20 protein-coding genes are annotated in these 22,186 nt (G+C 70.9%); 8 read left to right on the top strand and 12 right to left on the bottom strand.

Annotation, left to right across the window (positions count from 1 at the left end; all coding sequences use genetic code 11):
• Positions 1–528: 528 nt before the first annotated feature.
• Together ACIQOU_RS12805 and ACIQOU_RS12800 are read left to right on the top strand one after the other, a co-directional pair.
• Positions 529–2,133 (top strand): BTAD domain-containing putative transcriptional regulator, encoded by a 1,605-nt coding sequence (locus tag ACIQOU_RS12805; RefSeq protein ID WP_401536522.1) that lies wholly within the window; start codon positions 529–531, stop codon positions 2,131–2,133.
• A 52-nt stretch (positions 2,134–2,185) separates the two neighbouring features.
• Positions 2,186–2,665: a GNAT family N-acetyltransferase gene (locus tag ACIQOU_RS12800; RefSeq protein ID WP_401536521.1), complete on the top strand. Its 480-nt coding sequence runs from the start codon at positions 2,186–2,188 to the stop codon at positions 2,663–2,665.
• A 96-nt stretch (positions 2,666–2,761) separates the two neighbouring features.
• Here ACIQOU_RS12800 and ACIQOU_RS12795 read toward each other — a convergent pair whose 3' ends face one another.
• A complete protein-coding gene (locus ACIQOU_RS12795; protein ID WP_401536520.1) occupies positions 2,762–3,700 on the bottom strand; it encodes a lysozyme in 939 nt (312 codons plus the stop codon).
• A gap of 197 nt (positions 3,701–3,897) precedes the next feature.
• Between ACIQOU_RS12795 and ACIQOU_RS12790 the strand changes: the two genes are divergently transcribed.
• Together ACIQOU_RS12790 and ACIQOU_RS12785 are read left to right on the top strand one after the other, a co-directional pair.
• Positions 3,898–4,437, top strand: a complete 540-nt coding sequence (locus ACIQOU_RS12790; protein WP_401536519.1) for an EF-hand domain-containing protein — start codon at positions 3,898–3,900, stop codon at positions 4,435–4,437.
• A gap of 156 nt (positions 4,438–4,593) precedes the next feature.
• Positions 4,594–5,907 carry a Gfo/Idh/MocA family protein gene (locus ACIQOU_RS12785; RefSeq protein ID WP_401536518.1) on the top strand — a complete coding sequence of 438 codons (1,314 nt, stop codon included), beginning with the start codon at positions 4,594–4,596 and terminating at the stop codon, positions 5,905–5,907.
• Between the two features lie 63 nt (positions 5,908–5,970).
• On the opposite strand, the gene ACIQOU_RS12780 is transcribed toward ACIQOU_RS12785, so the two are convergent.
• From ACIQOU_RS12780 to ACIQOU_RS12755, 6 genes are all read right to left on the bottom strand, one after another.
• Positions 5,971–7,227: an alginate lyase family protein gene (locus ACIQOU_RS12780; protein ID WP_401536517.1), complete on the bottom strand. Its 1,257-nt coding sequence runs from the start codon at positions 7,225–7,227 to the stop codon at positions 5,971–5,973.
• A 76-nt stretch (positions 7,228–7,303) separates the two neighbouring features.
• The gene (locus ACIQOU_RS12775; RefSeq protein WP_401536515.1) at positions 7,304–10,657 is read right to left on the bottom strand and encodes an alginate lyase family protein; all 3,354 of its coding nucleotides are present in this window, start codon (positions 10,655–10,657) and stop codon (positions 7,304–7,306) included.
• Entirely contained in the window at positions 10,654–12,165 is a 1,512-nt protein-coding gene (locus tag ACIQOU_RS12770; RefSeq protein WP_401536513.1) for a glycosyl hydrolase family 28 protein, read from the bottom strand. The genes ACIQOU_RS12775 and ACIQOU_RS12770 overlap by 4 nt, the downstream gene beginning before the upstream one ends.
• A 54-nt stretch (positions 12,166–12,219) precedes the next feature.
• The gene (locus ACIQOU_RS12765) at positions 12,220–12,984 is read right to left on the bottom strand and encodes a carbohydrate ABC transporter permease (RefSeq protein ID WP_401536749.1); all 765 of its coding nucleotides are present in this window, start codon (positions 12,982–12,984) and stop codon (positions 12,220–12,222) included.
• A gap of 143 nt (positions 12,985–13,127) precedes the next feature.
• The gene (locus ACIQOU_RS12760; protein ID WP_401536511.1) at positions 13,128–14,141 is read right to left on the bottom strand and encodes a carbohydrate ABC transporter permease; all 1,014 of its coding nucleotides are present in this window, start codon (positions 14,139–14,141) and stop codon (positions 13,128–13,130) included.
• Positions 14,138–15,472 (bottom strand): extracellular solute-binding protein, encoded by a 1,335-nt coding sequence (locus ACIQOU_RS12755; RefSeq protein ID WP_401536509.1) that lies wholly within the window; start codon positions 15,470–15,472, stop codon positions 14,138–14,140. Before ACIQOU_RS12755 ends, ACIQOU_RS12760 begins: the two co-directional genes overlap by 4 nt.
• A 758-nt stretch (positions 15,473–16,230) precedes the next feature.
• Between ACIQOU_RS12755 and ACIQOU_RS12750 the strand changes: the two genes are divergently transcribed.
• Positions 16,231–16,989 carry an ANTAR domain-containing protein gene (locus ACIQOU_RS12750; RefSeq protein ID WP_401536507.1) on the top strand — a complete coding sequence of 253 codons (759 nt, stop codon included), beginning with the start codon at positions 16,231–16,233 and terminating at the stop codon, positions 16,987–16,989.
• A gap of 31 nt (positions 16,990–17,020) precedes the next feature.
• Positions 17,021–17,746 carry a GAF and ANTAR domain-containing protein gene (locus ACIQOU_RS12745; protein ID WP_401536505.1) on the top strand — a complete coding sequence of 242 codons (726 nt, stop codon included), beginning with the start codon at positions 17,021–17,023 and terminating at the stop codon, positions 17,744–17,746.
• A gap of 83 nt (positions 17,747–17,829) precedes the next feature.
• Here ACIQOU_RS12745 and ACIQOU_RS12740 read toward each other — a convergent pair whose 3' ends face one another.
• The 3 genes from ACIQOU_RS12740 to ACIQOU_RS12730 form a co-directional block, all read right to left on the bottom strand.
• Positions 17,830–18,816: a slipin family protein gene (locus ACIQOU_RS12740; protein ID WP_401536503.1), complete on the bottom strand. Its 987-nt coding sequence runs from the start codon at positions 18,814–18,816 to the stop codon at positions 17,830–17,832.
• Positions 18,817–18,957: 141 nt separating this feature from the next.
• Positions 18,958–19,533 (bottom strand): DUF5994 family protein, encoded by a 576-nt coding sequence (locus tag ACIQOU_RS12735; RefSeq protein WP_401536501.1) that lies wholly within the window; start codon positions 19,531–19,533, stop codon positions 18,958–18,960.
• A 152-nt stretch (positions 19,534–19,685) separates the two neighbouring features.
• Positions 19,686–20,150 (bottom strand): DUF5994 family protein, encoded by a 465-nt coding sequence (locus ACIQOU_RS12730; RefSeq protein ID WP_401536498.1) that lies wholly within the window; start codon positions 20,148–20,150, stop codon positions 19,686–19,688.
• Positions 20,151–20,547: 397 nt separating this feature from the next.
• On the opposite strand from ACIQOU_RS12730, the gene ACIQOU_RS12725 reads away from it, so the two are divergent.
• Complete coding sequence (locus ACIQOU_RS12725) at positions 20,548–20,925, top strand: cytochrome P450 (RefSeq protein WP_401536495.1); 378 nt, start codon at positions 20,548–20,550, stop codon at positions 20,923–20,925.
• On the opposite strand, the gene ACIQOU_RS12720 is transcribed toward ACIQOU_RS12725, so the two are convergent.
• Positions 20,868–21,089, bottom strand: coding sequence for a hypothetical protein (locus tag ACIQOU_RS12720; RefSeq protein ID WP_401536492.1), 222 nt, complete (start codon positions 21,087–21,089; stop codon positions 20,868–20,870). The genes ACIQOU_RS12725 and ACIQOU_RS12720 overlap by 58 nt on opposite strands.
• Positions 21,090–21,263: 174 nt before the next feature.
• Between ACIQOU_RS12720 and ACIQOU_RS12715 the strand changes: the two genes are divergently transcribed.
• Complete coding sequence (locus ACIQOU_RS12715) at positions 21,264–21,419, top strand: DUF6131 family protein (RefSeq protein ID WP_401536490.1); 156 nt, start codon at positions 21,264–21,266, stop codon at positions 21,417–21,419.
• A gap of 175 nt (positions 21,420–21,594) precedes the next feature.
• Here ACIQOU_RS12715 and msrA read toward each other — a convergent pair whose 3' ends face one another.
• Entirely contained in the window at positions 21,595–22,113 is a 519-nt protein-coding gene (msrA, locus tag ACIQOU_RS12710; RefSeq protein WP_401536487.1) for a peptide-methionine (S)-S-oxide reductase MsrA, read from the bottom strand.
• Positions 22,114–22,186 lie beyond the last annotated feature (73 nt).

The following is a 22,186-nucleotide window of genomic DNA, read 5'->3' as shown; positions in this document are numbered from 1 at the left end:
CCACAACAAACCCGCACCCACCCCAAACACCCACACCCCCCCCCCCCCAACCCCCCCACCAACCCCCCCCCCCCCCCCCGCCGGCCCCCCCCCCCCCCGCCCCCCCCCCCCCCCCCCACCACTCGTCTCCCGCACGTCACAGGTGTCCCCCATGGCCGGGCCCACGCGCCCCAGCGGAATGTTCTGCCGCGCGGGCCTCCGGGTGAATCACGGGTAACCTCTTCGTTTCCTCTCGATTCTCGAAAATTTCCACGGCCACCCGATGCAACTGCTTATGCTATGTTCGGCGCCTGAGATTTTCGTCGTGCGGAGGCTGCGATGAAGGAGAACCGAGGACTGTCAAATTTCAGCCAGGCGGCCAAAATCGCCGCAAAGCCATTGCCGAGTGAAACTCTCCAGTTCAATGTACTCGGCTCGGTGCGGGCCCTTCGGGGCGATCATCTGGTGGGTCCCGGGTCTCCTCAGCAACAGGCATTTCTGGTGGCTCTCTTATTACGCCCCGGTCATTCCGCGACATTGGACGAACTGATGGGCGCCATTTGGGGTTCCGACCGCCCCAACACCGCGGCGGCGATGATCCGCACGTTCGCCTGGCGCTGGCGGCAGATGCTGGAGAGGGGCAGCGGGGCGGGCTCGGCCGTGCTGTCGTCGGTCGGCGACGGCTACCGCATCAGCATGCCGTGGGGAAGCCTGGACCTCCAGGTGGCCGAGCGACTGGCCACCGACGCGGTGTACGCCCGGGACACGGGACGCCTCGACACCGCGGAGTCCCTTCTGACGAGCGCCCTCGGCCTGTGGCGGGGCCTCCCCCTGCCCAGCGTGCCCGGCCCGTTCGCCGCCCATCAGCGAGCCCGCCTGGAGGAACTGCGGCTCACCCTCACCGAGGAACGGCTGGAGTTGGCGTGCCGGCTCGGCAAACAAGTGCTGGTCGTCCCGGAGTTGACCCTGCTCGCCGCTGAACACCAGTCCCGCGAACGGCTCCAGGAACTGCTCGGCGAGGCCCTCCAGGCGGCGGGGCGCACCCACGACACCCCGGCCGCGCCGCGCCGGACCGCCCGTCTGCTGCCGCGCCAGGCCGGCTCCGGTGACCCGGGGAAGCAGGGCGACCGCTGGACGCGCGAGGAGCGCCTCCCGGTGCCGCGTCAACTCCCGGCCAACATCACGGACTTCGTGGGCCGCGACCTCTCGCTCTCGGCCACCCTCAACGCCCTCTCCCGGCCGGTGCGCAAGGCACCCGCGATCGTCGCGGTCACCGGCACCGTGGGCATCGGCAAGACCGCCCTCGCCCTGCATGTCGCGCATCAGCTGCGCAGTTCCTTCCCCGACGGCCAGTTGTACGCGGACCTGCGCAACGTCGGCGTGCAGGCGGAGATCCCGGCGATCCTGGAGGGCTTCCTGCGGACTCTGGGGATGCGGCCCGCCGCGATCCCGGCCGCGGCCTCCGACCGGGCCGGTGCCTTCCGTTCGCTCACCGACGCGCAACGCGTCCTCGTCGTCCTGGACAACGTCCACGAGGTCTCCCAGATCGAGCCGCTGCTCCCCGGCGCCGCCACCTGCGGGGCGCTGATCACCAGCCGCGCGGCGCCCTACGGCGTTCCGGTGACCGGGCAGGTCCGACTGGACGTCTTCTCGACGGCCGAGGCGGTGAGCCTGCTCGGCAAGATCATCGGGCCGGAGCGGCTGGCGGCCGAGGAGGCGCAGGCGGTGGCCCTGGTCGAGGCCTGCCGACTGCTCCCGTTGGCCGTGCGGCTCGCGGGGCTGCGGCTGGCCGCCCGGCCGCGCTGGACCATCGGCGCGCTCGCCGACCGGCTGTCCGGCGGCCCCGACGGGCTGGCCGAACTCCGGGTCGGCCCGATGTCGTTGTTCGACGCGCTGGCCCAGGTGTGCAAACGCCTGACACCGACGCAGGCCGATGTCTTCCGCCTCCTGGCCAGGCACGGCACCCGGATCGACCTCGGCACCGCGGCCGTTCTGCTCGGCGTCTCCGAGCCCGAGGCGGAACACATGCTGGAGTCCCTCGTCGACGCGACGGTCCTGGAGACCCCGTGTCCGGGCGTGTACCGCTATCCGCACCTGTTCGGCCCGTTCGCCCGGCACTGCATGCCACCGGGGGCGGCCCGCACACTGGGCTGAGCGGGGCGGGGCCGGTGCGGGTGGTGCCGGGGCCCGCGTTTAGCGTGGGGGCATGATTCGTGCCGTCACGCCCGCCGATGTCCCCGTGCTCCACGCCATGGTCCGTGAGCTGGCCGTCTACGAGAAGTCCGAGGACGAGATGCGGGCGAGCGAGGCCCAGTTCCATGAGGCGCTGTTCGGGGAGCGGCCCGCCGCCTTCGCCCACCTGGCGGTCGACGACACGACCGGCGAACCGGCCGGTTTCGCCCTGTGGTTCCTCGCCTTCTCGACCTGGCGCGGTGTCCACGGCATCTACCTGGAGGACCTCTACGTCCGCCCCGGCCGGCGCGGCGCCGGGCACGGCAAGGCGCTCCTCACCGAACTGGCCCGCATCTGCGTCGACCGCGGCTACCAGCGCCTGGAGTGGTCCGTGCTCGACTGGAACGAACCGGCGATCGGCTTCTACCGCGCCCTCGGTGCGCTGCCCCAGGACGAGTGGACGGTGTTCCGGCTGACGGACGACGCGCTGACGGCGTTGGGTGGCGACCGGTAGGCAACGGGCGCCGGGGGCGTCAGGAACTCGGGGCGGAGGCGCGCCGGGTCACCGGGCGGGGTCCGGCATGCGACCGGTGCCACCGCGTCCCGCCCGTCAATTCCCGGCGAACTCCCGCAAGTTGTCCAGCGGGCCGTTGAACCGGTCGTGGTCACCGACCGTCGGGCCTGTCGAGGTGTACTGCCACATCGTGTAACGCGACCAACCGGCCGGGAGAGTACCCGCCGAGGAGGCGTAGCGGGCGACCCACAGGGGGTTGCGGGAGAAGCCGGTATAGCCGCCGGTGCACTTGGTCCACCAGCTGGTGGAGGTGTAGATGACGGCGTCCCGGCCGGTCCGGGACCGGTAGCGGTCCAGGAAGCCACCGATCCAACTGACCATGGAACTCTTGGACTTGCCGTAGCAGGAGTCGCCGTACGGGTTCCACTCGATGTCGAGGGCGCCGGGCAGGGTGCGGCCGTCGCCGGACCAGTCGCCCCCGTGGTCGACGAAGTAGTCGGCCTGCGCGGTGGCGCTGCCGGAGTCCGGGGTGGCGAAGTGGTAGGCGCCGCGGACCATGCCGACGCCGTACGCGCCCCCGTACTGCTGCTTGAAGTAGGGGTTGCGGTAGGAGGTTCCCTCGGTGGCCTTGGTGTACGCCCACCGGGTGCCCTTGCCCCACAGGGTGGACCAGGCGACGTTGCGCTGATGGCTGGAAACGTCGACGCCCTCGGTCTGACCGGCACGGGTGGCGGGGGGCACCGTGTCGGGCGTGTCCGGCGTCTCCGGTGTATCGGACGTGTCGGGTGTGTCGGACGGGTCGCCGACTCCCTCATGGGCCATGACGCCCATGCCCATGTAGGCGTCGCCGCGCACGGGGGCGGACTCGTTCGCCGCGGACGCCGCTTCGCCCGCGGGCGCCGGTTCCGTCACGGGCACCGGTTCGGTCGCCGCCGAGGCGGGCGCCAGGCCGGGGAGGGTGAGCAGGAGGCCGGTCGCCACGGTGGCCACGCACAGCCGCGAGCGGCCGGGATGGCGGGGTATGGATCTACGCATGCAGCCATCTGACCCTCACTCGCCGCGCGCCGCACGTCATGTACCGCCGCGCGGGGACCACGGGCAGGTGACGGTTCGTTCGTATGTGCCCGTGGAGGCCGGGGCGTGTCGCGACCTAGTGTGAAGAGCTGTCCGTACCGTCGCGGAGCAGGTGGGCGGCGGTTCAGGGGTGGGTTCGGCATCGAGGGAGACCGCTCATGGCCAGCGCGTTTCAGGAGCGCAAGCTCCAGGAGATGTTCGCCGCGTTCGACGTGGACGGCGACGGCCTGCTGCGCGAAGAGGACTTCGCGGCGCTGATCGCCCGCTGGAGCCGGCTGCCCGCAGTGGGCGCCGGGACGGAACTGCGGGCCCGCGTGGAGACGCTGCTCACCGGCTGGTGGGCGTCGCTCGCCGCCGGGGACACCGACGGCGACGGCGCGGTGGACCTCGGTGAGGTGCTCGCCCTGGTCGACCGGCTGCCCGGCATGATCGAGCGGGTCACCGCGACCGCCGACACCGTCTTCGACGCGGTGGACGCCAACGGCGACGGCCGCATGTCACCGGCCGAACACCGCACACTCGTCGAGACCTGGAACGGCCGCCCGGTGGACCTGACCGGCGTCTTCGACCTCCTCGACCTGAACGGCGACGGCCACCTCAGCCGCGCCGAATTCGCCACCCTGTGGCGCCAGTTCTGGATCAGCGACGACCCGGCCGAGCCGGGGAACTGGCTCTGCGGCCGCTTCCCCCACCCGTGAGTTTCCGGCGGACCGTGATCGTGGCGTTGACGCTCGTGGCGGAGGGTGTCAGCGTGGACGCGGGTGACCAGGCCCACGGCGGACGGAGCTGACACGGCGTCACCTCCCGTTCTCCGGAACGCCTCGCACCGGACGTCCTTCCGGAACGGAGACCGTATGACCTCGGGCACCGCACGCCGCCGTTGCGCCCTCGTCGGTCTGGGCGCCCGCGCCCAGCTGTTCACCGAGGCCCTGACCGGCCCCTACGCGGACCGCGTCGAACTGGTCGGGTTCTGCGACGTCAACGCCCACCGGATGGCCGTCCACAACGACTGGCTCGGCACCTCCGTACCCGCCTACCCGGCCGAGGAGTTCGGCCTGATGCTGCGCCGTGAACGCGTCGATCTGGTCGTCGTGTGCAGCGTGGACCGCACCCACGACACGTACATCGTGCAGGCCCTGGAGGCCGGGTGCGACGTCGTCACCGAGAAGCCGATGACCACGGACGCGGATCGCGCCCGCCGCATCCTCGACGCGCGCCGCCGCACCGGACGTGAGGTGCGGGTCGCCTTCAACTACCGCTACAACCCGGTCCATTCGGCCGTCCGTGAGTGCCTCGCCGCCGGGGAGATCGGCGAGGTCGGCTCGGTGCACTTCGAGTGGCTGCTCGATCTGCGCCACGGCGCCGACTACTTCCGCCGCTGGCACCGCGAGAAGGCCAACTCCGGCGGCCTGATGGTGCACAAGGCGACCCACCACTTCGACCTGGTGAACTGGTGGCTCGGCAGCGAACCCGAGACCGTCTACGCCCGAGGCGGCCTCTTCTTCTACGGCGACGAGGCCGGTCGGCGTCGCGGTCTGGCCCGCCCCTACGCCCGCGCCCACGGCTCCCCCGCGGCCGACGACGACCCGTTCGCCGTTCACCTGGCGGACTCCCCCGTCCTCACGTCGCTGTATCTGGACGCCGAGCACGAGGACGGCTACCACCGCGACCAGAACGTCTTCGCGCCCGGCGTGACCATCGAGGACGACATGGCGGTCCTCGTCGACTACGCCTGCGGCGCCACCCTGACGTACCACCTCACCGCCTACGCCCCCTGGGAGGGCTACCGGATCGCCTTCAACGGCAGTGCGGGGCGCCTTGAGTTGCTGGTCGAGGAGTCCACCTGGACCCGCCCCGAGGCCCGGTCGAACGGCACTTCGGCCGTCCTGCACGGCGCGGTGGCCCACGACACGGCGGGGCGGACGGAGTTGCTGCTGCGCCGGTCCTGGGAGCCGCCGCGTGAGCTGAAGGTCGCCACCGGCGAGGGCGGTCACGGCGGCGGGGACGCCCGTATGCTCGCCGACCTCTTCGGCGACCCGGTGCCGGACCCCCTGCACCGTGCCGCTGACGCGACCGACGGGGCGCGTTCCCTGGTCACGGGCCTCGCCGCGAACCGCTCCTTCCGGACCGGGCTGCCGGTACGGGCCCGGGATGTGCTGGTGGTGTGACGCCGTCGGTGAGGGGCCGGGCGTCGACGGCCCGCCCCCTCACCAACTCTCCTTCTGGCGTTGCTACTTGGCGTACATCAGGGTGCCGAAGCCCAGTTGGTCGAAGCCTCCGCTGGTCGAGCCGTAGTCACCACCGCCGCCCTCGGGGCGGACCTGCTCCGCCATGGCCTGGATGTACGGGACGGACAGGCCACGGCGTTTGGCGTAGTGGTAGTACAGGATGTCCCAGACCGGGCGCAGTTGGCCGCGGCTGGCGTCGGAGATCACGGTCTGCGACGCGCTGGCGCAACTCTGCCCGGTGCCCCAGGTGTAGGTGGTGAAGGGCACGTCCTGGCCGAGGTTGTACTTGGCGACGTACTGGGCGCACTTCATGACCCGGTTGCTGTCGTAGCCGTAGAGGTCGTCGCCCTGGGACCAGGCCATCTCGCAGAACGTGGCGAGCTGTCCGATGCCCAGCAGGGAGTGGCCCTGGTCCCGGCCGCTCTCCTGGTACTGGGCGAGGCCCTCGTCGTCGTAGACGAAGGGGATGGCGTGGCTGACGGAGCCGTTCCCGGCGCCGTTCTTGAAGTAGTCGACGGCCTGGTCGTACTTGGCGGCGTCGTCGCAGAGAATCCCGATCGCGAGGATCGAGTTCATGGTGCACAGGTCCCAGTTGGCCCAGTAGTTGGTGATGCAGGCGGTGTTGTGGTGGAGCAGGAAGTCGTTGTTCATCGGGTAGAAGACGTCGAGCAGCATCGTCTTGAACCGGTCGAGGTCGAACCCGCTGTAGCCGCGCATGAGTTCGGCGGCGTTCGCGAACTGGTAGCCGTAGAGTCCGGCGGCGAGGAAGCGGTCGGCGTTGCCGCTGACGGCGGTCAGGGTGGCGGACCAGGCGTTGAGGATGGCGACGGCCGTGTCGCCGTTGGCGGTGGTGCCGGCGATCTTCCAGCGCAGGGCGTTCTGGTAGGCGGCGTGGATGTCGTTGTAGAGGATGCCGTAGTTCTCGCCGGTGCCGCCTCGGATGATGGTGGCCTGGGGGTTGGGGGTCCAGGTGCTGGCGGAGTGGGCGTTGGCGGTGAGGCGGTTCCAGCCGGACAGCCAGGGGTCCTTGCCTGCGGCCACGTCGACCTTGGCGCGGTTGAGTTCGCCGTAGGCGTGCAGCAGGCCGGGGTGGGTGAAGGTCGCGGGGGCGGCGCTGGCGGTCGTGCCGGTGAGGCCGGTGAGGGCGGCGGCCGGTCCCGCGACGGCCAGTGCGGCGGTGAGTCCGCCGGCGGCCTTCAGCAGACCGCGTCGGCTCGGTTCCCGGTCCGGGGAGCTGGTGGGGGGAGATGTGCGGCTCATGTGGGGCGTCTCCAATCCCGTGGAGGATCGGCGGAGTCGGGGAAGGGGGAGGTCTGGCGTACTTCCCCTGGTCCGCTCAGGTGGGGATGATGCTCACCTCGTCCAACTGTGAGGTGCAGTGGGCCAGCGGGTCGCGTGAGCAGACCACGAGGCCCCCGTGGAAGGGGGCGTCACCGAAGCCGGGGATCTCGCCGGTGGCGAGGCTCGTCCAGGTGGCGCCGTCGTCGGTGGAGACGGCTGCGGTGAAGGCGGTCCCGGCGCGCTTCAGCCGTAGCAGGCAAGGGAGTTGGACACGCGTGTCGCCGGTGAGGACGGAGGCGCCCGCGACGGTGCGGCGCAGCAGGAGCTGGGCGGTGGTCCCGGCGGTGACGATCACACCGGCCGCCTGGTCGAACGGCGACAGGGACTTGGCCATGAGCAGGCCGACCCGGTCGCCCGCCGTCGCGCCGGTACGGGAGACCAGCCGGGCGGTGAGCACGCAGTCGCCGGTGATCTCGCGGCGGACGAACTGGCCGGTCATTCCTTGGCCGTTGACGTTCAGGTCGGTGCCCGCACCGCGCACGGTGAAGGTGCCCCCGTCGTACGCGGTGATGCCCGGTGTCCGTACGGCGACCACGCCGTAGGTCGCCAACTGGCGTTCGTCGAGGACGACATCGCCGAGGTCGCCGTACGTCCAGGGGGCGGGCGGGGGTGTCGTCACCGTGAGGGAGAGCGTGCCGGTGCCCGTGCCGGCGGCATTGGACGCCCTGGTGGTGACGGTGAACTCCCCGGTGTGGGACGGGATTCCGGAGATCCACCCGGTGCGCCGGTCCACGCTGAGCCCCTTCGGCAGGCCCACCGCGTCGAACCGCACCGGCTCGTGCGAACCCCGGATCAGGTGCTGGAACCCGACTCCCAGGTTGGCGAACGCCGTTGACGGAGAGGCCAGTTCAGGTGGCGCGGCCGGGGTCGGCATGCGTGCGCTGACGGAGGCCGAACGGGGGCCGCTGCCCGCCGAGTTGGTCTTCGTGACGGCGTACCGGTACACGTGTCCCGGCGTTCCGGTGGCGTCGGTGTAGCGGATGCGGGCCCCGAAGGCGGCCGGGCCGATGCTCGTCGCGAGCGTCTCGTCGTGGCCGTCGGCGGCCGTGGCGCGCAGCACCGTGTAGCGGGCCGCGAGGTCGGGGTCGGTCCAGGTCAGCTCGACGGCGTCGGCGACGGCGGTGGCCCGCAGGTCGGTCGCGGTGCGGGCCGGGCGCGGAACGCCGAAGACCGTGGTGGCCGGCGTGACCACGCTGACGTTGTCGAAGGCGGCGGTGCCGGTCTCGGCGTACGACGCGTCGACGCCCAGGCACGAGGTGAAGGCCACTCCCGCGTACACCGTCCGCCCCCACTCGACCTCGCTGGAGCCGACGTCGGTCCAGTGGACGCCGTCCGGTGAGATCGCGCCGGTGCAGCGGCGGCCGGTGCGGGTGACGCGGGTCCAGTAGGGGCGCCGCAGGCGGTAGCCGTCGCCCGCGGCCTCGACGTGGGGCGCCCGGAGCGGGGTCGCCGATGCGGGCAGGGTGCCGAGGTCGGAGAGGGGGAACGCGGCGCCGGTCGTGATCGCCTGGCGTTGGGAGGGCGGGACGGGGGTGCTGCCGGTGCCGGTGGTCGGGCCGCCGGGGACCGGGCGGGTGGTCCACACTCCGCTCCAGGTGTGCAGCGGCAGGCCCTGGATCAGCAGGGAGGCGTGGGCCGCGTCCGGTGCGAGCGAGTCGCGCAGCATGACGCCCGCCTTGGTGTACTGCGAGCTGACCGGCCACACCAGCCGGGCCGTGACGACGCCGTCGCCGTGCAGCGGCAGCCACAGGAAGCGGAAGGCGTCGGCCGTGCCCCCGATGTCGCTGCCGCCCGCCTCCAGGACGAACCGTTCGCCGTCGCAGAGGGTGCTCCCGGCGCGCCGCACCTCCCCCACGTCCCGGGACTCCCAGCCACCCGGCAGCCCCGCGGTGGCGCCGACGGCCGTCGAACTCGCGCTCTGTGCAGAGGAGTTGGCCGCCGACACCGTGTAGTAGTAGGTGTGTCCCGGGCGTACCGAGCGGTCCGTGAACGTCGGTGATGTCAGCTCCGACTCCAGGTGCCGGTACGGGCCCTCCCGGTCGGTGGAGCGGCGGATCGTGTAGGTGCTCGCCCAGGCGGAGGGCAGCCAGGAGACGGTGACCGCCTTCGGGTCGCCGGTGGCGAAGAGCCCGGCGGGCGGCGCCGGGGTGCCGGGGGACGGCTGGGCTCCGGCGTAGGTCAGGGTGCCCCAGGAGGGCAGGTCGTCGTTGCCGCCCTCCACGGCTCGGGTAACGTCGCGGAAGAGGACCTGCCGGGTGTACGGGGCGGCCAGACCGCGTACCCCGGCGTAGTGCGCGTAGGCCATCTCGTAGATCGGCGGGAAGGTGCCGCGGGCGAGGGGCGACACGGACGTCTTGAGGTATTTGCCCGTGCGGTCGAGGTCGGGGACGAAGGGGACGTCGCCGCCGAGGTTGTAGCGGGCGGCGTACTCGACGTTGGCGAGGAGGGCGTGGTCGAGGTGGCCGTAGAGGTCGACGCCCTGGTTCCAGGCGACTTGGGCCGCGTCGGTGAGGAGGCCGACGGCGAGCTGTTCATGGCCCTGGTCGCGGCCGCTCTCCTGGCCCTGGCCCGCGCCGGTGACGATGCGGTGGGGGACGCTGCCGTCACCGGCACCGGCCGCCGCGTAGCGCAGCGCGTTCTCGAAGAGGGTGCGGTTCTCGCAGAACACGCCGAGGGCCAGGATGGTCTGAAGGGCCGTCAGGTCCCAGTTGCCGTTGGCGTACAGCATGTAGCCGGACAGCGCCGGGTACCAGACGGTGAGGAAGGACTCCTCGCAGCGGGCGATGTCCGGTGCCGGCCAGCCGTCGTAGCCGGTGTGCCGGAGCAGTTCGGCGGCGTTCAGGAGCTTGAACGCCTGGAGTCCCGCGCCGAGTTGGCCGTCGGCGCCGGTGACGGCGGTGAGGGAGGCGGACCAGGCGTCGAGGATGTCGCGGGCGGTGTCGGCGTGGGCGCGGTCGCCGGTCACGCACCACATCAGGGCGTTCTGGTAGGCGGCGGCCGAGTCGGCGACGGCCTGGCTCTGGTAGTTGGCGGGACCTCGGCCCCAGGAGGTGATCTGCCCGGTGTTCTGTATGGGGTAGGTGGACGCGGAGCGGGCGTGGGCCGCGAGCTCCAAGTACCCCTCGTACACAGGTGATTGGCGTGCTGTGACCGCCGCCCGCATCCGTGCCACGTCGGCCGCGCTGTGCAGCAGCCCCGGGTGCGCGAACGCGAACTCCCGCTCCCCCGGCCCCCGTTGGGCCGCGTGGGCGGCTGTCGGCGTCGCCAGGCCGGTCGCACCCGCCGCCAGCAGCAGGGAGGTCGCTCCGAGGAAGCCGCGCCGACTCGGCCCCGGGGATGGGGCCGTCACCGGGAGGCCGCCTCGGCCGTGGTGAGGAACGTCAGGCCGGTCACATGCTCGTTGACATGCATCGGCACATAGTCCGAGGTGAGGAACCAGCTCGGCTTCCTCATCGAGTCGGCGATCACCGTGCCGTTGATGACGAGGTTCTCGAACGTGACGTTCTTGATGCCGTGTTCGGCGTCGTAGCCGAGGAGCAGCACGGTGTCGAGGGGCTTGCCGGTGTAGGTGAGGTCCTTGATGTAGACGTCCTCGATGCCCCGGCCGACGGAGGTGTTGTACTTCGTGTTGTACATGACCCGCATATGGATGAGCTGGCCCTGTCGGAAGTCCTCGACGCGGACGCCGTCGACGCGGACGGCGCGGATGAGGTTGGAGTCGCCGGGGTTGAGGGCGATGCAGCCCTGGTAGCCCATCTGGGGTTCGCGGTGGTCGCAGATGTCGAGGTTCTCGAAGGTGAGGTTCTCGATGACCTCGGGGGCGTCGGAGTTGCCGTGCGTGCCGACGTTGACGGGGTGGGCGACGTCGGCCCAGAGAGTGGAGTTCCTGACGGTGATGTTGCGGGTGTCGCCGTAGTAGTCCCAGCGGTGGGCGTAGATCGCCACGCAGTCGTCGGCGTTGCGCATGAAGACGCCGTCGATGGTGACGTCACTGCTGGAGAAGATGTCGATGCCGTCGCCCCAGCCCTTGCTGCTGAAGGAGCCCAGGCCGGTGAGCGAGACCTGCGAGGACTCACCGACGGTGACCGCGTAGCCTTCCGGGTTGAGCATGGTGACGGCGCCGACGGAGATGTTCGTGGAGCCCTCGATCGTGCAACCGCCGCCGGGCGCCGCCCAGATGACGCCGCGACCGGCGAGCCCGGCGTTCTGGACGTCCTTGAAGTACACGCGGGATTTCAGCACCGCGCCGCCGGCCAGGTAGACGGTCTTGCCCGAGGGCACGGTCACCAGACCGCCGTCGGTGGTGTGCACGCCGGGGCCGAAGTAGAGGACGTCCGGGTCGTCGGCGTCGGGGCGGTCGGTCTCCAGAGGGCGGGCGAACAGATGCAGGGCGTCGAAGACCTCGTCGTTGACCTGGACGACGACCTTGCGGGGCTCGGTGAGGGTGAACCGCAGGGTGTCGCCGCGCCGTTGGAACGGGATGCCGTAGGAGTCGGGGCGTATCCGGGCCTTCCTGACGCCGCCCTTGACGTAGGTGACCTCGACCTCGACGGTGCCGGCGAAGTCGAAGTACGCGAGCGAGGAACTCTGGGACTGACCGGCGCCGGTGGTGGTGTTGATGAGGTTGAGGGTGGCCAGATAGGTGCCGAGCTTCTGCCATCTCCCGCCCTGGGTACGGACTTTGACGAGGTAGCTGTCGTAGGTGGGGGCACCGTCGGGGATCGGGTAGGTGACCAGCGTGCGGGGAGCAGCGGTCGCGGCTTCGGCGGCCGTCGCCGTCGCGTTCGTCAGATATCCGGCCAGGGCGGTGGCACCGGCGGCCTGGAGGGTCGCGCGACGAGAGAGGGGCAGGGGCATGCCAGGACTCCTTGCAACGGGGCGGACGAACGGGCTGCTTGCGAGACGAACGGGCTACTTGAGACCGGAGGTCGCCATCCCGGCGACAAAACCGCGCTGGGCGACGAGGAAGATCAGCAGGATCGGCACGACGTACATCACGGAAGCCGCGGCCTGGAGATTGCCGACCGGGGTGCCGCCCGTGGTGAGGTACGAGGTCATGATGGCGACGGAGAGTGTGGTGCGGTCGCTGGACAGCAGCAGCATCGGCGCGATGAAGTCGCCCCAGGTCCAGGTGAAGGCGATCACGAAGCTCGCGGAGAGGACCGGCCAGGACTGCGGCAGGAAGATCCGCCAGAACACCCCGGCCCAGCCGCAGCCGTCGACGATCGCGGCCTCCTCCAGCTCGCGGGGCAGCCCGGCGAAGAACTGCCGGAAGAGGAAGACCAGATAGGGCGCCGAGGACAGCCCCCACAGCACCCACGGCCAGTAGGTGTCGACCATGTGGAGCCTGGCGAAGATGAGGTACGTCGGGAAGAGCGTGATCATCTGCGGCAGCATCATCGACCCGAGCAACACCCCGAACAGGGCTTTCTTTCCAGGGGCGTTGAGGCGCGCGAACCCGAAGCCGACCCAGGCGGAACTGAGGGTGACCAGGGTGGCGTAGAGCAGGGCGACGATCAGGGAGTTGCGGGCGTAGCCGAGGAAGTCGATCTCGGTGAAGGCGTCCGCGAAGTTGTGCCACTGCGCCCGGTCGGGCAGCCAGTGCACCGGGGAGGCGGCCAGTTCGGGCGTGGTCTTCAGACCGGTGATGACGAGCCACCCGAACGGGCCGGCCATCAGCCCGGTCACCACGACCAGGACGGTGTAGAGCACCAGCCGGGAGCCCCGGACCTTGACGCCGGCCGGTGCGGCGGCGGGCGCGGGAGCCCCGTCGGCGGACGTCCCGGAGGGGACGGGGGTGGGGGTGACGCTGGTGGCGGTCACTTCTTCGCCTCCGGTTCGACGGTGTAGAACACCACACCGGACGTGACCTTGAAGATCAGACCGGTCGCGATGAGGATGAGGACGAACAGCACCCACAGCAGCGCGGAGGCGTAGCCGTAGCGGCCGAGCGCGAAGTACTCCGCGAACACGTGCATCGTGTACATGTAGTTGGCCTGCGGGATCGACGTGACGCTCTGCGGGCCGGAGTTGGCCGTCAGCAGCAGCGGCATGACGGTCTGCACCGAGGCGATCATCCCGGTCACCGTCTGGAACAGCAGGACCGGTGAGAGCAGCGGAACGGTGATACTGCGGAAGGTGCGCCAGGCGCTCGCGCCATCGATCCGGGCCGCCTCGTGCAGCTCCCGGGGCACGTCCTGGAGCCCGGCCAGCGAGATGATCATGATGTTTCCGGCCGCCCACAGCACCGCCATGAGCATCACATAGCGGGCGTACGGGTCGTCGAGCCACGCGACGGCGTCCACGCCGACGAGGTGCAGGACGCCGTTGGCGGCGCCGGAGTCCCGGTTGAAGAGCTGCTTGAAGATGAGACCGGCGCCCACCGGAGGGACCACGGCGGGCAGATAGAGCAGGGTGCGCAGCAGCCCACGGGCCCTGAGCGGCCGGTTGACCAGGACGGCGAGGGCGAGCCCCGCGACGATCGACAACGGCACCGAGGTGACCGCGAACAGACCGGTGCGGCCCAGCGCGTCCCAGGTCACGGGGTCGGCGAACAGCTCGCGGTAGTTGCCGAGGCCGACGTAGTGCCAGCGGGGGGAGATGCCGTCGAAGGTGGTGAAGCTGAGCCACAGCGCGTACACCATGGGGCCGACGGTCAGCAGCAGGAACCCGATGATCCAGGGCGAGGTGAACGCGTAGAACGCCCGCCGCCTGCGCGTCGTCATCGAGGTGCGGGTCCGCTCGGCACGGGGCGCGGAGCGGAGCCGCTTTGTTGTCTTTGTTGCCTTTTTTGCCTGTGCCGCCGCGACGGAGGGGAGTTGGCCGACGCTCATCCCACCTGCTCCTTACCGCGCTTCATCTGCTCGTTGACGACGGTGTTGAGGCGTCCGGCGAGGGTGTCGACGGTGATCCGGCCGTGCAGGGCGGCCGGGAGGACCTGGTTGATGAGCGCCTCCATCGCGTCGGTCTTCACATACGGGGTGAACGGCGTGACGGAGAAGTGCCGCAGTTCGGCCTGTTGCACCGCGAGGACGCGCCGCTGGTACTCCTCCTTCCTCGGCATCAGGGGGCGCAGCGACGTCAGGCTCGGTATTCCCCAGCCGCTGGACGCGCGTTCCCTGGCCGGGCCCTCGCCGAAGAACCACTCGAAGAACCGCCAGGCCGCGTCCTTGTTCCGGGCCTTCTTCGGCATCCACATGCCGGTCGCGGCCTGGCAGGAACTGATCCGGGGGCCGCCCTCGAAGACCGGCGCGGGGGCCAGGCGGGAGACCCGGGCCACCGTCGGCTCCGCGTTGATCATGCCGCCCAGCCAGTAGCCGTTGCCGGACATGGCCATCCGGCCCGCGACATAGGTGGGGCCGTCCCAGGAGTCGGGGTTGGGCTGGATCAGGCTCGGTCCGACCCGGGTCTTCGCGTAGTCGACGTACCAGGTCAGGGCCCTGCGGGCCTCGGGGGTGGTGAAGTCGACGCGGCTGAAGTCCGGGGAGAAGAGGCTGCCTCCGGCGGCGGCCGTCAGGTTGGTGAACAGGCCCGGCAGGCCGAGACCGTTGTAGCTGCCGCCGTACACCGTGGTCTGGCCGTTCTTCCGCCGGACCAGGCGGCGGGCGTCGTCGAGCCATCGCTCGTAGGTGACGGGCTCGGTGGCCGACGGGGGCTCGACGCCCGCCCGGTCGAACTGTGCCGTGTCGTACCAGAACATCGCGTCCTGCGAGAAGTCCTTCGCCATGCCGTACCGGGGGCCCTTGCCCTGGGTGGTGCCGTCCCAGCGCCACACGTCGTTGGCCGGGTCCAGGTCGTCGGCCTTGAGGACCGTGGATCGCGCGAAGTACGGGTCCAGGTTCTCGGCCACGCCCCGGGCCGCGAAGAACGGTGCGTCCAGGGCGCCCACGCCGCGGACCAGGTCCGGGGGTTCACCGTTGGTGAGCATGGCGATGAGGCGGGTGAGGTCGCTTGCCACCACGGTGATCGTGATGCCGAGGTCGCGGCGGGCCTGCTGGATCAGTTGCGCGGAGACGTCGTCGAGGCTGGCCATCACCGTGATGCCCTCGCCGCCGGTGGCTGCGCCGGCTACCTGGAGGGCGCAGCCGGTCAGCGTCGTCGCGGCGGTGGCCGTTGCGGCGGCCGACAGGGCCAGGAAACGGCGGCGGCTGGAGGGGGTGTGCATCGGGCGTCGCCTCCTTCGGGTACGAGGTGCCGGGCGGCGGCTGGGGTGGCTAGAAACCGGTTGCTGCCCGTTCGCCAGAGCTTCTTCCTGTCCGGAATCGGCGTCAATACCCTTGACGTACTTTCGAAAAGAATGGGTGGTGTTGGGGGGCGGGTGTGGGAATCGCGGGGCGGGGTGTTGGGGGGTGGGGCTGGGGTTGCCAACCGGTTGGCGGACGTTGTCCCGTTGGGTGCGGAGAGTGGGTGGGTGCGGCGCCGTCGGGGCTTGTCGCGCAGTTCCCCGCGCCCCTTTCCGGAGCTGCCCTGGGCTTGGCTGCATTGGTACGCGGCATCGGCCTGGCAGGAAGCGTCCGGTGGGCGGGTGCGGCGCCGTTGTGGCTGGGCGCGCAGTTCCCCGCGCCCCTTCTCGGAGCTGCCCTGGGCTTGGCTGCATTGGTACGCGGCATCGGCCTGGCAGGAAGCGTCCGGTGGGTGGGTGCGGCGGCGTCGGGGCTGGGCGCGCAGTTCCCCGCGCCCCTTTGCGGCGTTGCCCTGGGCTTGGCTGTATCGGTACGCGGTACCTCGCGCCCCTTTGCGGCGTTGCCCTGGGCTTGGCTGTATCGGGGCACGTCGGTCGGATCGGGGCCGTTGTCGGGTGTGGGGGCGGGGTTATGGTGGGGGTGGATGCCCAGGACCCCGGTGGATGTGCTGGCTGCTGTGCGCGGAAGCCCGTGGCAGCGGGCCCGGCCGGAGTTGAGGTGCCATGTTCGTCATCGACCGGTGGTCGCCGTGATTCCGGCCCGGCGTTCGGAGCGCGTCCAGGCTCTCGTCGCCGAGCAGGCGGCGCTGCGCGGGGCCAGGGCCGGGGTGGTCGACGTGTGCGCGGCGGCGGTGGCGGCGTTGCCCGTCGGTGGGGCCGGGGTGTCGGCGATGTCCCGGGGCCGGGCGAGTCACCCGCTGTGCGGCACCGACACCGTCAGTCTCCAGTTGGAGGAACTCCAGCTCACCCTGGGCGAGGGCCCCTGTGTGGAGGCCTTCCTGCTCGGCTCGACGGTCCTCTGTCCCGACCTGCTCACCGGTGAACTCCCGCGTTCCTGGGCGGTGTTCGCCGACGCGGCGTTGGCGGCGGGCGCCCGCGCGGTGTTCGCGTTCCCGTTGCAGCTCGGGGCCATCAGCGCCGGCGTGCTCGACCTGTACTCGGGCAGCTCGGTCGAGCTGGACGCGGAGGAGATGGCCGACGCGATGGCGTTCGCGGACACGGCCACGCTGCTGCTGCTCGACGCGCGGATCGACGAAACGGCCTGCGCCGACCGGCCCGACCTCGCCCCCTTCGACGACCTGGGCGGATACCGTGCCGAGATCGACCAGGCGACCGGCATTCTCATGGTCCAGCTCGATGTCGGCGTCGAGGAGGCCTTCGTCCGGTTGCGCGCCCACGCCTACGCGCAGGGAGCGCGGCTGTCGGCGGTCGCGGCCGATGTGGTCGCCCACCGGCTGCATCTCGCCCCCGACGCGCCATCGCCCGACGCGGAGCCCTGATGCTCTCGCTCCCCACCCAGAGGTGTGCACGATGAAGGAACAGCTGATGGCCCGGACGTTCGTCGAGCTGGCGGACAGTCTCGTGGCCGACTTCGATCTGATCGACTTCCTGCGCATGCTCACCGATCGCTGTGTCGATCTGCTCGACGCGAGCGCGGCGGGCGTGCTGCTCGCCGACCGTGACGGTGTGCTGCGCGTGATGGCCGCCTCCGACGAACGGGTCCGGCTCCTGGAACTCTTCCAGCTCCAGAACCACGAGGGCCCCTGCCTGGACTGCTTCCACTCCGGGGTCCCGGTCACCGTCCCCGACCTGCACGCCGAGGCCGCCCGCTGGCCCCTGTTCGCCGGGCAGGCCCAGCACATCGGCTTCACCGGCGTCCAGGCGCTGCCGATGCGGCTGCGTGACGAGGTCGTCGGCGCCCTGAACCTCTTCCACACCGGGCCGACGCCGATCAGTCCCGACGCGACACCGTTCGCGCAGGCCCTCGCCGACGTCGCCACCATCAGTCTGCTGCAACAGCGCACCGCCGAGCGGAGCACGCTCCTCAACGAGCAGTTGCAGACGGCTCTCAACAGCCGCGTCCTGATCGAGCAGGCCAAGGGCAAGCTCGCCGAACGTCAACACACCGACATGGAAACGGCGTTCACCACCCTGCGCGGCTACGCCCGCTCCCACAACCGGCGTCTGTCGGACGTGGCCCGCGCCTTCATCGACGAGTCCGAACACCTCCCCGGCCTGAGCCCCCAGGTCACCTGATCGGCACGCCCGTACGGCCGTTGGCCCCGGCGGCTCACGGTCACCAGGGTCAACGGCCTTACCGCACAGCGGCGTTGTCGCGTTCAGCCGCTCAGTGATTCCTCCGTGTCAGCCCGGGTGGGCCAGTTGTCGCGGCGTTCCCGGGCCACGTCCGCCCGCGCCTCGGGCGTGGTCTCCGCCGTGGGCAGGGTGACCGTCGGCGCGAGGGCGGGTGCCGGGGCGGCGGGCTCGGGCAGGACCGTGGTCGTGGGACGTGCCGGGCGCCTGCTGCTCCGTTGCACCGGCTGTCCGTCCAACTCCCCTTCGCTGCCTTGGCCTTGGCGTTCGAAGAAGCGGAGCATCTCGACGGGGAACGGCATCACGAGGGTGCTGTTCTTCTCGGCGGAGACGTCCACCACGGTCTGAAGCAGCCGGAGTTGGAGCGCTCCGGGGGTGTCGGCCATGGTCGACGCGGCATCCGTCAGCCGTTGGGCCGCCTGGAACTCTCCGTCGGCGGCGATGACCCGGGCCCGGCGTTCCCGCTCGGCCTCGGCCTGCTTGGACATCGAGCGCATCATCGACTCCGGCAGGGCGATGTCCTTGATCTCCACGCGTTCGATCCGCAGCCCCCAGGGTCCCTCGGTGGGGGTGTCCATCACGTTCTTCAGCTCCGCGTTGATGTGGTCGCGGTCGGAGAGCAGCGTGTCGAGGTCGGCCCTGCCGATGACCGAACGGAGCGAGGTCTGCGCGATCTGGGAGATGGCGGCGGGGTAATTACGCACGTTCACCAGGGCTTTGACGGGGTCGATGACCTTGAAGTAGACGACCGCGTCGACGGTGAGGGTCACATTGTCGGCGGTGATGGCTCCTTGCGGCGGGATGCCGAGCACCTCGGTCTGTACGGACACCTTCCGCATCCGGTCCCCGATCGGCCGGATGACGTGCAGACCGGGACCGCGGATCTGCGGGAGCTGCCGCCCGAAGCGGAACACCACGCCCTTCTCGTACTGCTGGACGTCGCGCAGGCTCAGGCCGACCAGGATCAGTCCGGCCACGACGACCACGATCAGTACGGTGATCAGAACACCCATCGTGTTCACCTTCCTTACGTCGTTGACGCCCCGGACTCGAATGGTCCGGGGGCCGCGTGGCACGGGAGAACCCCGGCCCGCCGTGTGCGGTGCGGCCGGGGTCCGGGGCTGCTGAGTGTGGTGGTGCGCCGACGGTTCTCGTCACGTCGGCCGGGGGCGGGCCGGTTCGCTCGCGCCGGGCGGCCCGTGCGGAACGTCGGTCCCGGCGGCGGTGATGCCGGTGGCGGCCAGAATCCGGGCCGCCGAAACGGCGTTGTCGTCGGCGACGGCCATGACCATCGCGGCGTGCGCGGGGCCGGGTCCGGTGCCGGGCGGGATCACCAGGAACAGGAAGTGGTCCTGGTCGCCCCGGGTGACGATCATGGTGTTGTCGCTCACGTCGGACCAGTCGACGCGGACCATGTGCCCGTCGACGAAGAGGTGTCCCGGGGTCTCGTCCCAGTCACCGGCGTCGAGACCGACGCGGGCGAGGGGGCCGAGGTGGGCGGTCAACTCGGTGAGCAGACCGGCGAGTTCGCTTCTGACATCACGCGTCCGTGGCCACCAGGCGCCGTCGAACGTCCCGGTGCGCCTGGCCGTCGTCTCCATCCGCAGCACGGCGCTGCCGGGAAGGACCGGCATGCCACCGGTGTCCGCGAGGAGCCTGCCCGCGGCCTCCGGCGAGGCGGAGGGGGAGGTGAGGGAGGAGGGTCGGCGTGGGGAAGCGGTCACTGTCATGACGCGCTCCCTGCCCCGGGCCGACCATGACCGGCCCGGTGTGATCCATGCGCCGAAAGTGACTACGGCCGGGAAGCCGTCGCACGGGATACCCTCGGTAACCCCAGCGTACTCCGCTTCCGGCGGGCCCGGGGCCGGTCCGACGGCCGCCTTCAGCGGACGCCGACTTCCCACCCCGCAGCGTCCCGCGCGAGGGTGTCCGCGCCGTCCACCTGCGCCATGAGCCGTGCGGCGGTCGCTTCCGTGGCGTCCGGGGGTACCACCAGCAGGTCCCAGCGGCCACGGCCGGGCGCCAGCAGGCAGACCGTGGACGGACTGCGCTGGGCGGTCGTGCGCCGCAGCCGCACCACCTGGTGGGTGACGAGCAGCCGCCCAGGGAACGGCGACCACACCGCCTCGTCCACCAGGACGCCGGCGATCTGCCCCCAGGCGGGCGGCAACTCGCCCAGCAGTCCGGGCAGTTCGGCGGTCAGATCGAGGGAACGGGGCCACCAGGCGCCGTCGATGCGCCGGGGCGTACGGCCCTGTACCGACTGCGCGACGAGACGCAGGCGGGGAGAGGAGGCCGACCGGACCGGCGGCGGGGCGGACAGAGGTGTGCGGGACAGCAGAGACATGAGCGTGATCCTTGACCTCGGTGACGACGGTGCGGCCGGGGTCTTGGGCTGCGGTTCTTCCAGGCGGGCGGACAGGCGTCGCGCTGAGCGGAGGCGTGTCGCACGGGCGTGGAGTTATGGGGCTTGTGCGGTATTTCCAGCGTACATACGGCTTATGGGCGCCTTCGACTGTGCCAGCGTACTCCTCCCCTCCGGAACGGCAGCTCGACCGGATGGGGGAGGCCAGTCCGGCATGCCGAGTTGCGCCAGAACGCCCCCGTCGTCCGCGTCAACCTGCCCGGCGGCGGACCGGGTTGGCTCGTCACCCGGCAGTCCGACGTCCGGCGCGTCCTGGCCGACCCGCGCTGTCGTTCTGCTGCTCGGCGGTTAGGGCACCACCGCGAACCGGCTGGCCGGGATGGTCCATCTGCTGCTCGACCGGCCGGAGCGATACGCGCTGCTGCGGGACGAGCCGGCCCGGGTCCCGGCCGCCGTGGAGAAGCTCCTGCGGTACGCGCAGGCCGCGATGGGCGCCCACCTCCGGGTCGCCGTCGAGGACGTCACCCTCAGCGGGGTCACCATCGGCGCGGGCGACCTGGTCGTTGCGCTCATGGCCTCCGCACATCGCGACGAGGACGCCTACCACCGCCCTGACCTGCTCGCACTCACCCGGACTGCCCCGTCCCACCTGGCCTTCGCACACGGGGCGCGCCCGCGTGGAGCTGGCGTGTGCGCTTCCTACCCGTGGTGGTCCTTGTGCGCGCGGCGGTCCTCGCGTTCCTGGGATTCGCGGTAGTCGTCGAACGCGGACCCGCCGCTGTCCTCGCCGCCGCGTCCGCCTCGGCGGCGTCCGTAGAGGAAGGCGGCGACCGCCAGCAGGGCCACGGCCGCCCACCAGACGGGGTGGAGGAAGCCGACGCCGAACACGACGAGGATCAGAAGGAGGATGAGGATCAGCACGGCGGGCCTCCCGAGAGCGGGACGGGACATTCATGCCGGGGACCGGGGCCTTGGTCCAGGGTAGTCCCGGCCCGTGCGCGGGGCACCGCGAGATCGGTGGGAAAACCGATGGTTGATCGCCGCTTTATGGGTACTCGGAGGGTCGGGAACGCTCCCGTGCTGTAGGAGGCCAACATGATCGCCCTAGGCGTCATTCTTCTTGTCGTCGGTTTCCTGACCGGCATCTCCATCCTTTGGACGATCGGAATCGTCCTGCTCGTGATCGGCGCCGCCCTGTGGATCTTGGGGTCCGTGGGTCACGCCGTCGGCGGACGCCGTCACTATTGGTGACCGTCATGGGTGACCGGCGCGCATCCGTGACCGGCGTCCTGGGCAGGTCCCAGGCGTCCGGCTCGCGGCGGTCCGGCGCGTCGCGGCCGAAGTCCAGGTCCAGGTCCGGGTTCTTACCCGCGGTGGCCGCACTCCCCTGTTCGGGAGTGCGGCCACCGGTATGTGCGGGGGCGGCTCAGCCGGTCGCCGTGGACCGGCGCGGCAGCTTCCAGTTCGGGCGGGGGAAGTGGCAGGTGTAGCCGTTGGGGTAGCGCTCCAGGTAGTCCTGGTGCTCCGGCTCGGCCTCCCAGAAGTCGCCCACCGGCTCCACCTCCGTGACCACCTTGCCCGGCCACAGCTCGCTGGCCTCCACGTCGGCGATCGTGTCGAGGGCCACCCGGTGCTGCTCCTCGTCCACGTAGTAGATCGCCGAGCGGTAGCTGCGCCCGAGGTCGTTGCCCTGGCGGTCCCGGGTGGTCGGGTCGTGGATCTGGAAGAAGAACTCCAGGACGTCCCGGTAGCCGGTGACCGTGGGGTCGAAGAGGATCTCGATGGACTCGGCATGGTCGCCGTGGTCGCGGTAGGTGGCGTTCGGGGTGTCGCCGCCGCTGTAGCCGACGCGGGTGGCGACCACGCCCGGCTGCTTGCGGATCAGGTCCTGCATGCCCCAGAAACAACCTCCGGCCAGGACGGCTCGCTCGGTTCCCGCTGTCATCGGTCGCTCCTCACACGGTTCCTACGCGGTCCGGCAGGTGCGTGACATGCCGGTTCTCACGTTCCACAAGCTT

This window comes from Streptomyces sp. NPDC091279, from assembly GCF_044757465.1.
Taxonomy (GTDB): domain Bacteria; phylum Actinomycetota; class Actinomycetes; order Streptomycetales; family Streptomycetaceae; genus Streptomyces.
Note: the sequence above shows the minus strand (reverse complement) of the source record. Positions and strands in the feature narration are given on the sequence as shown.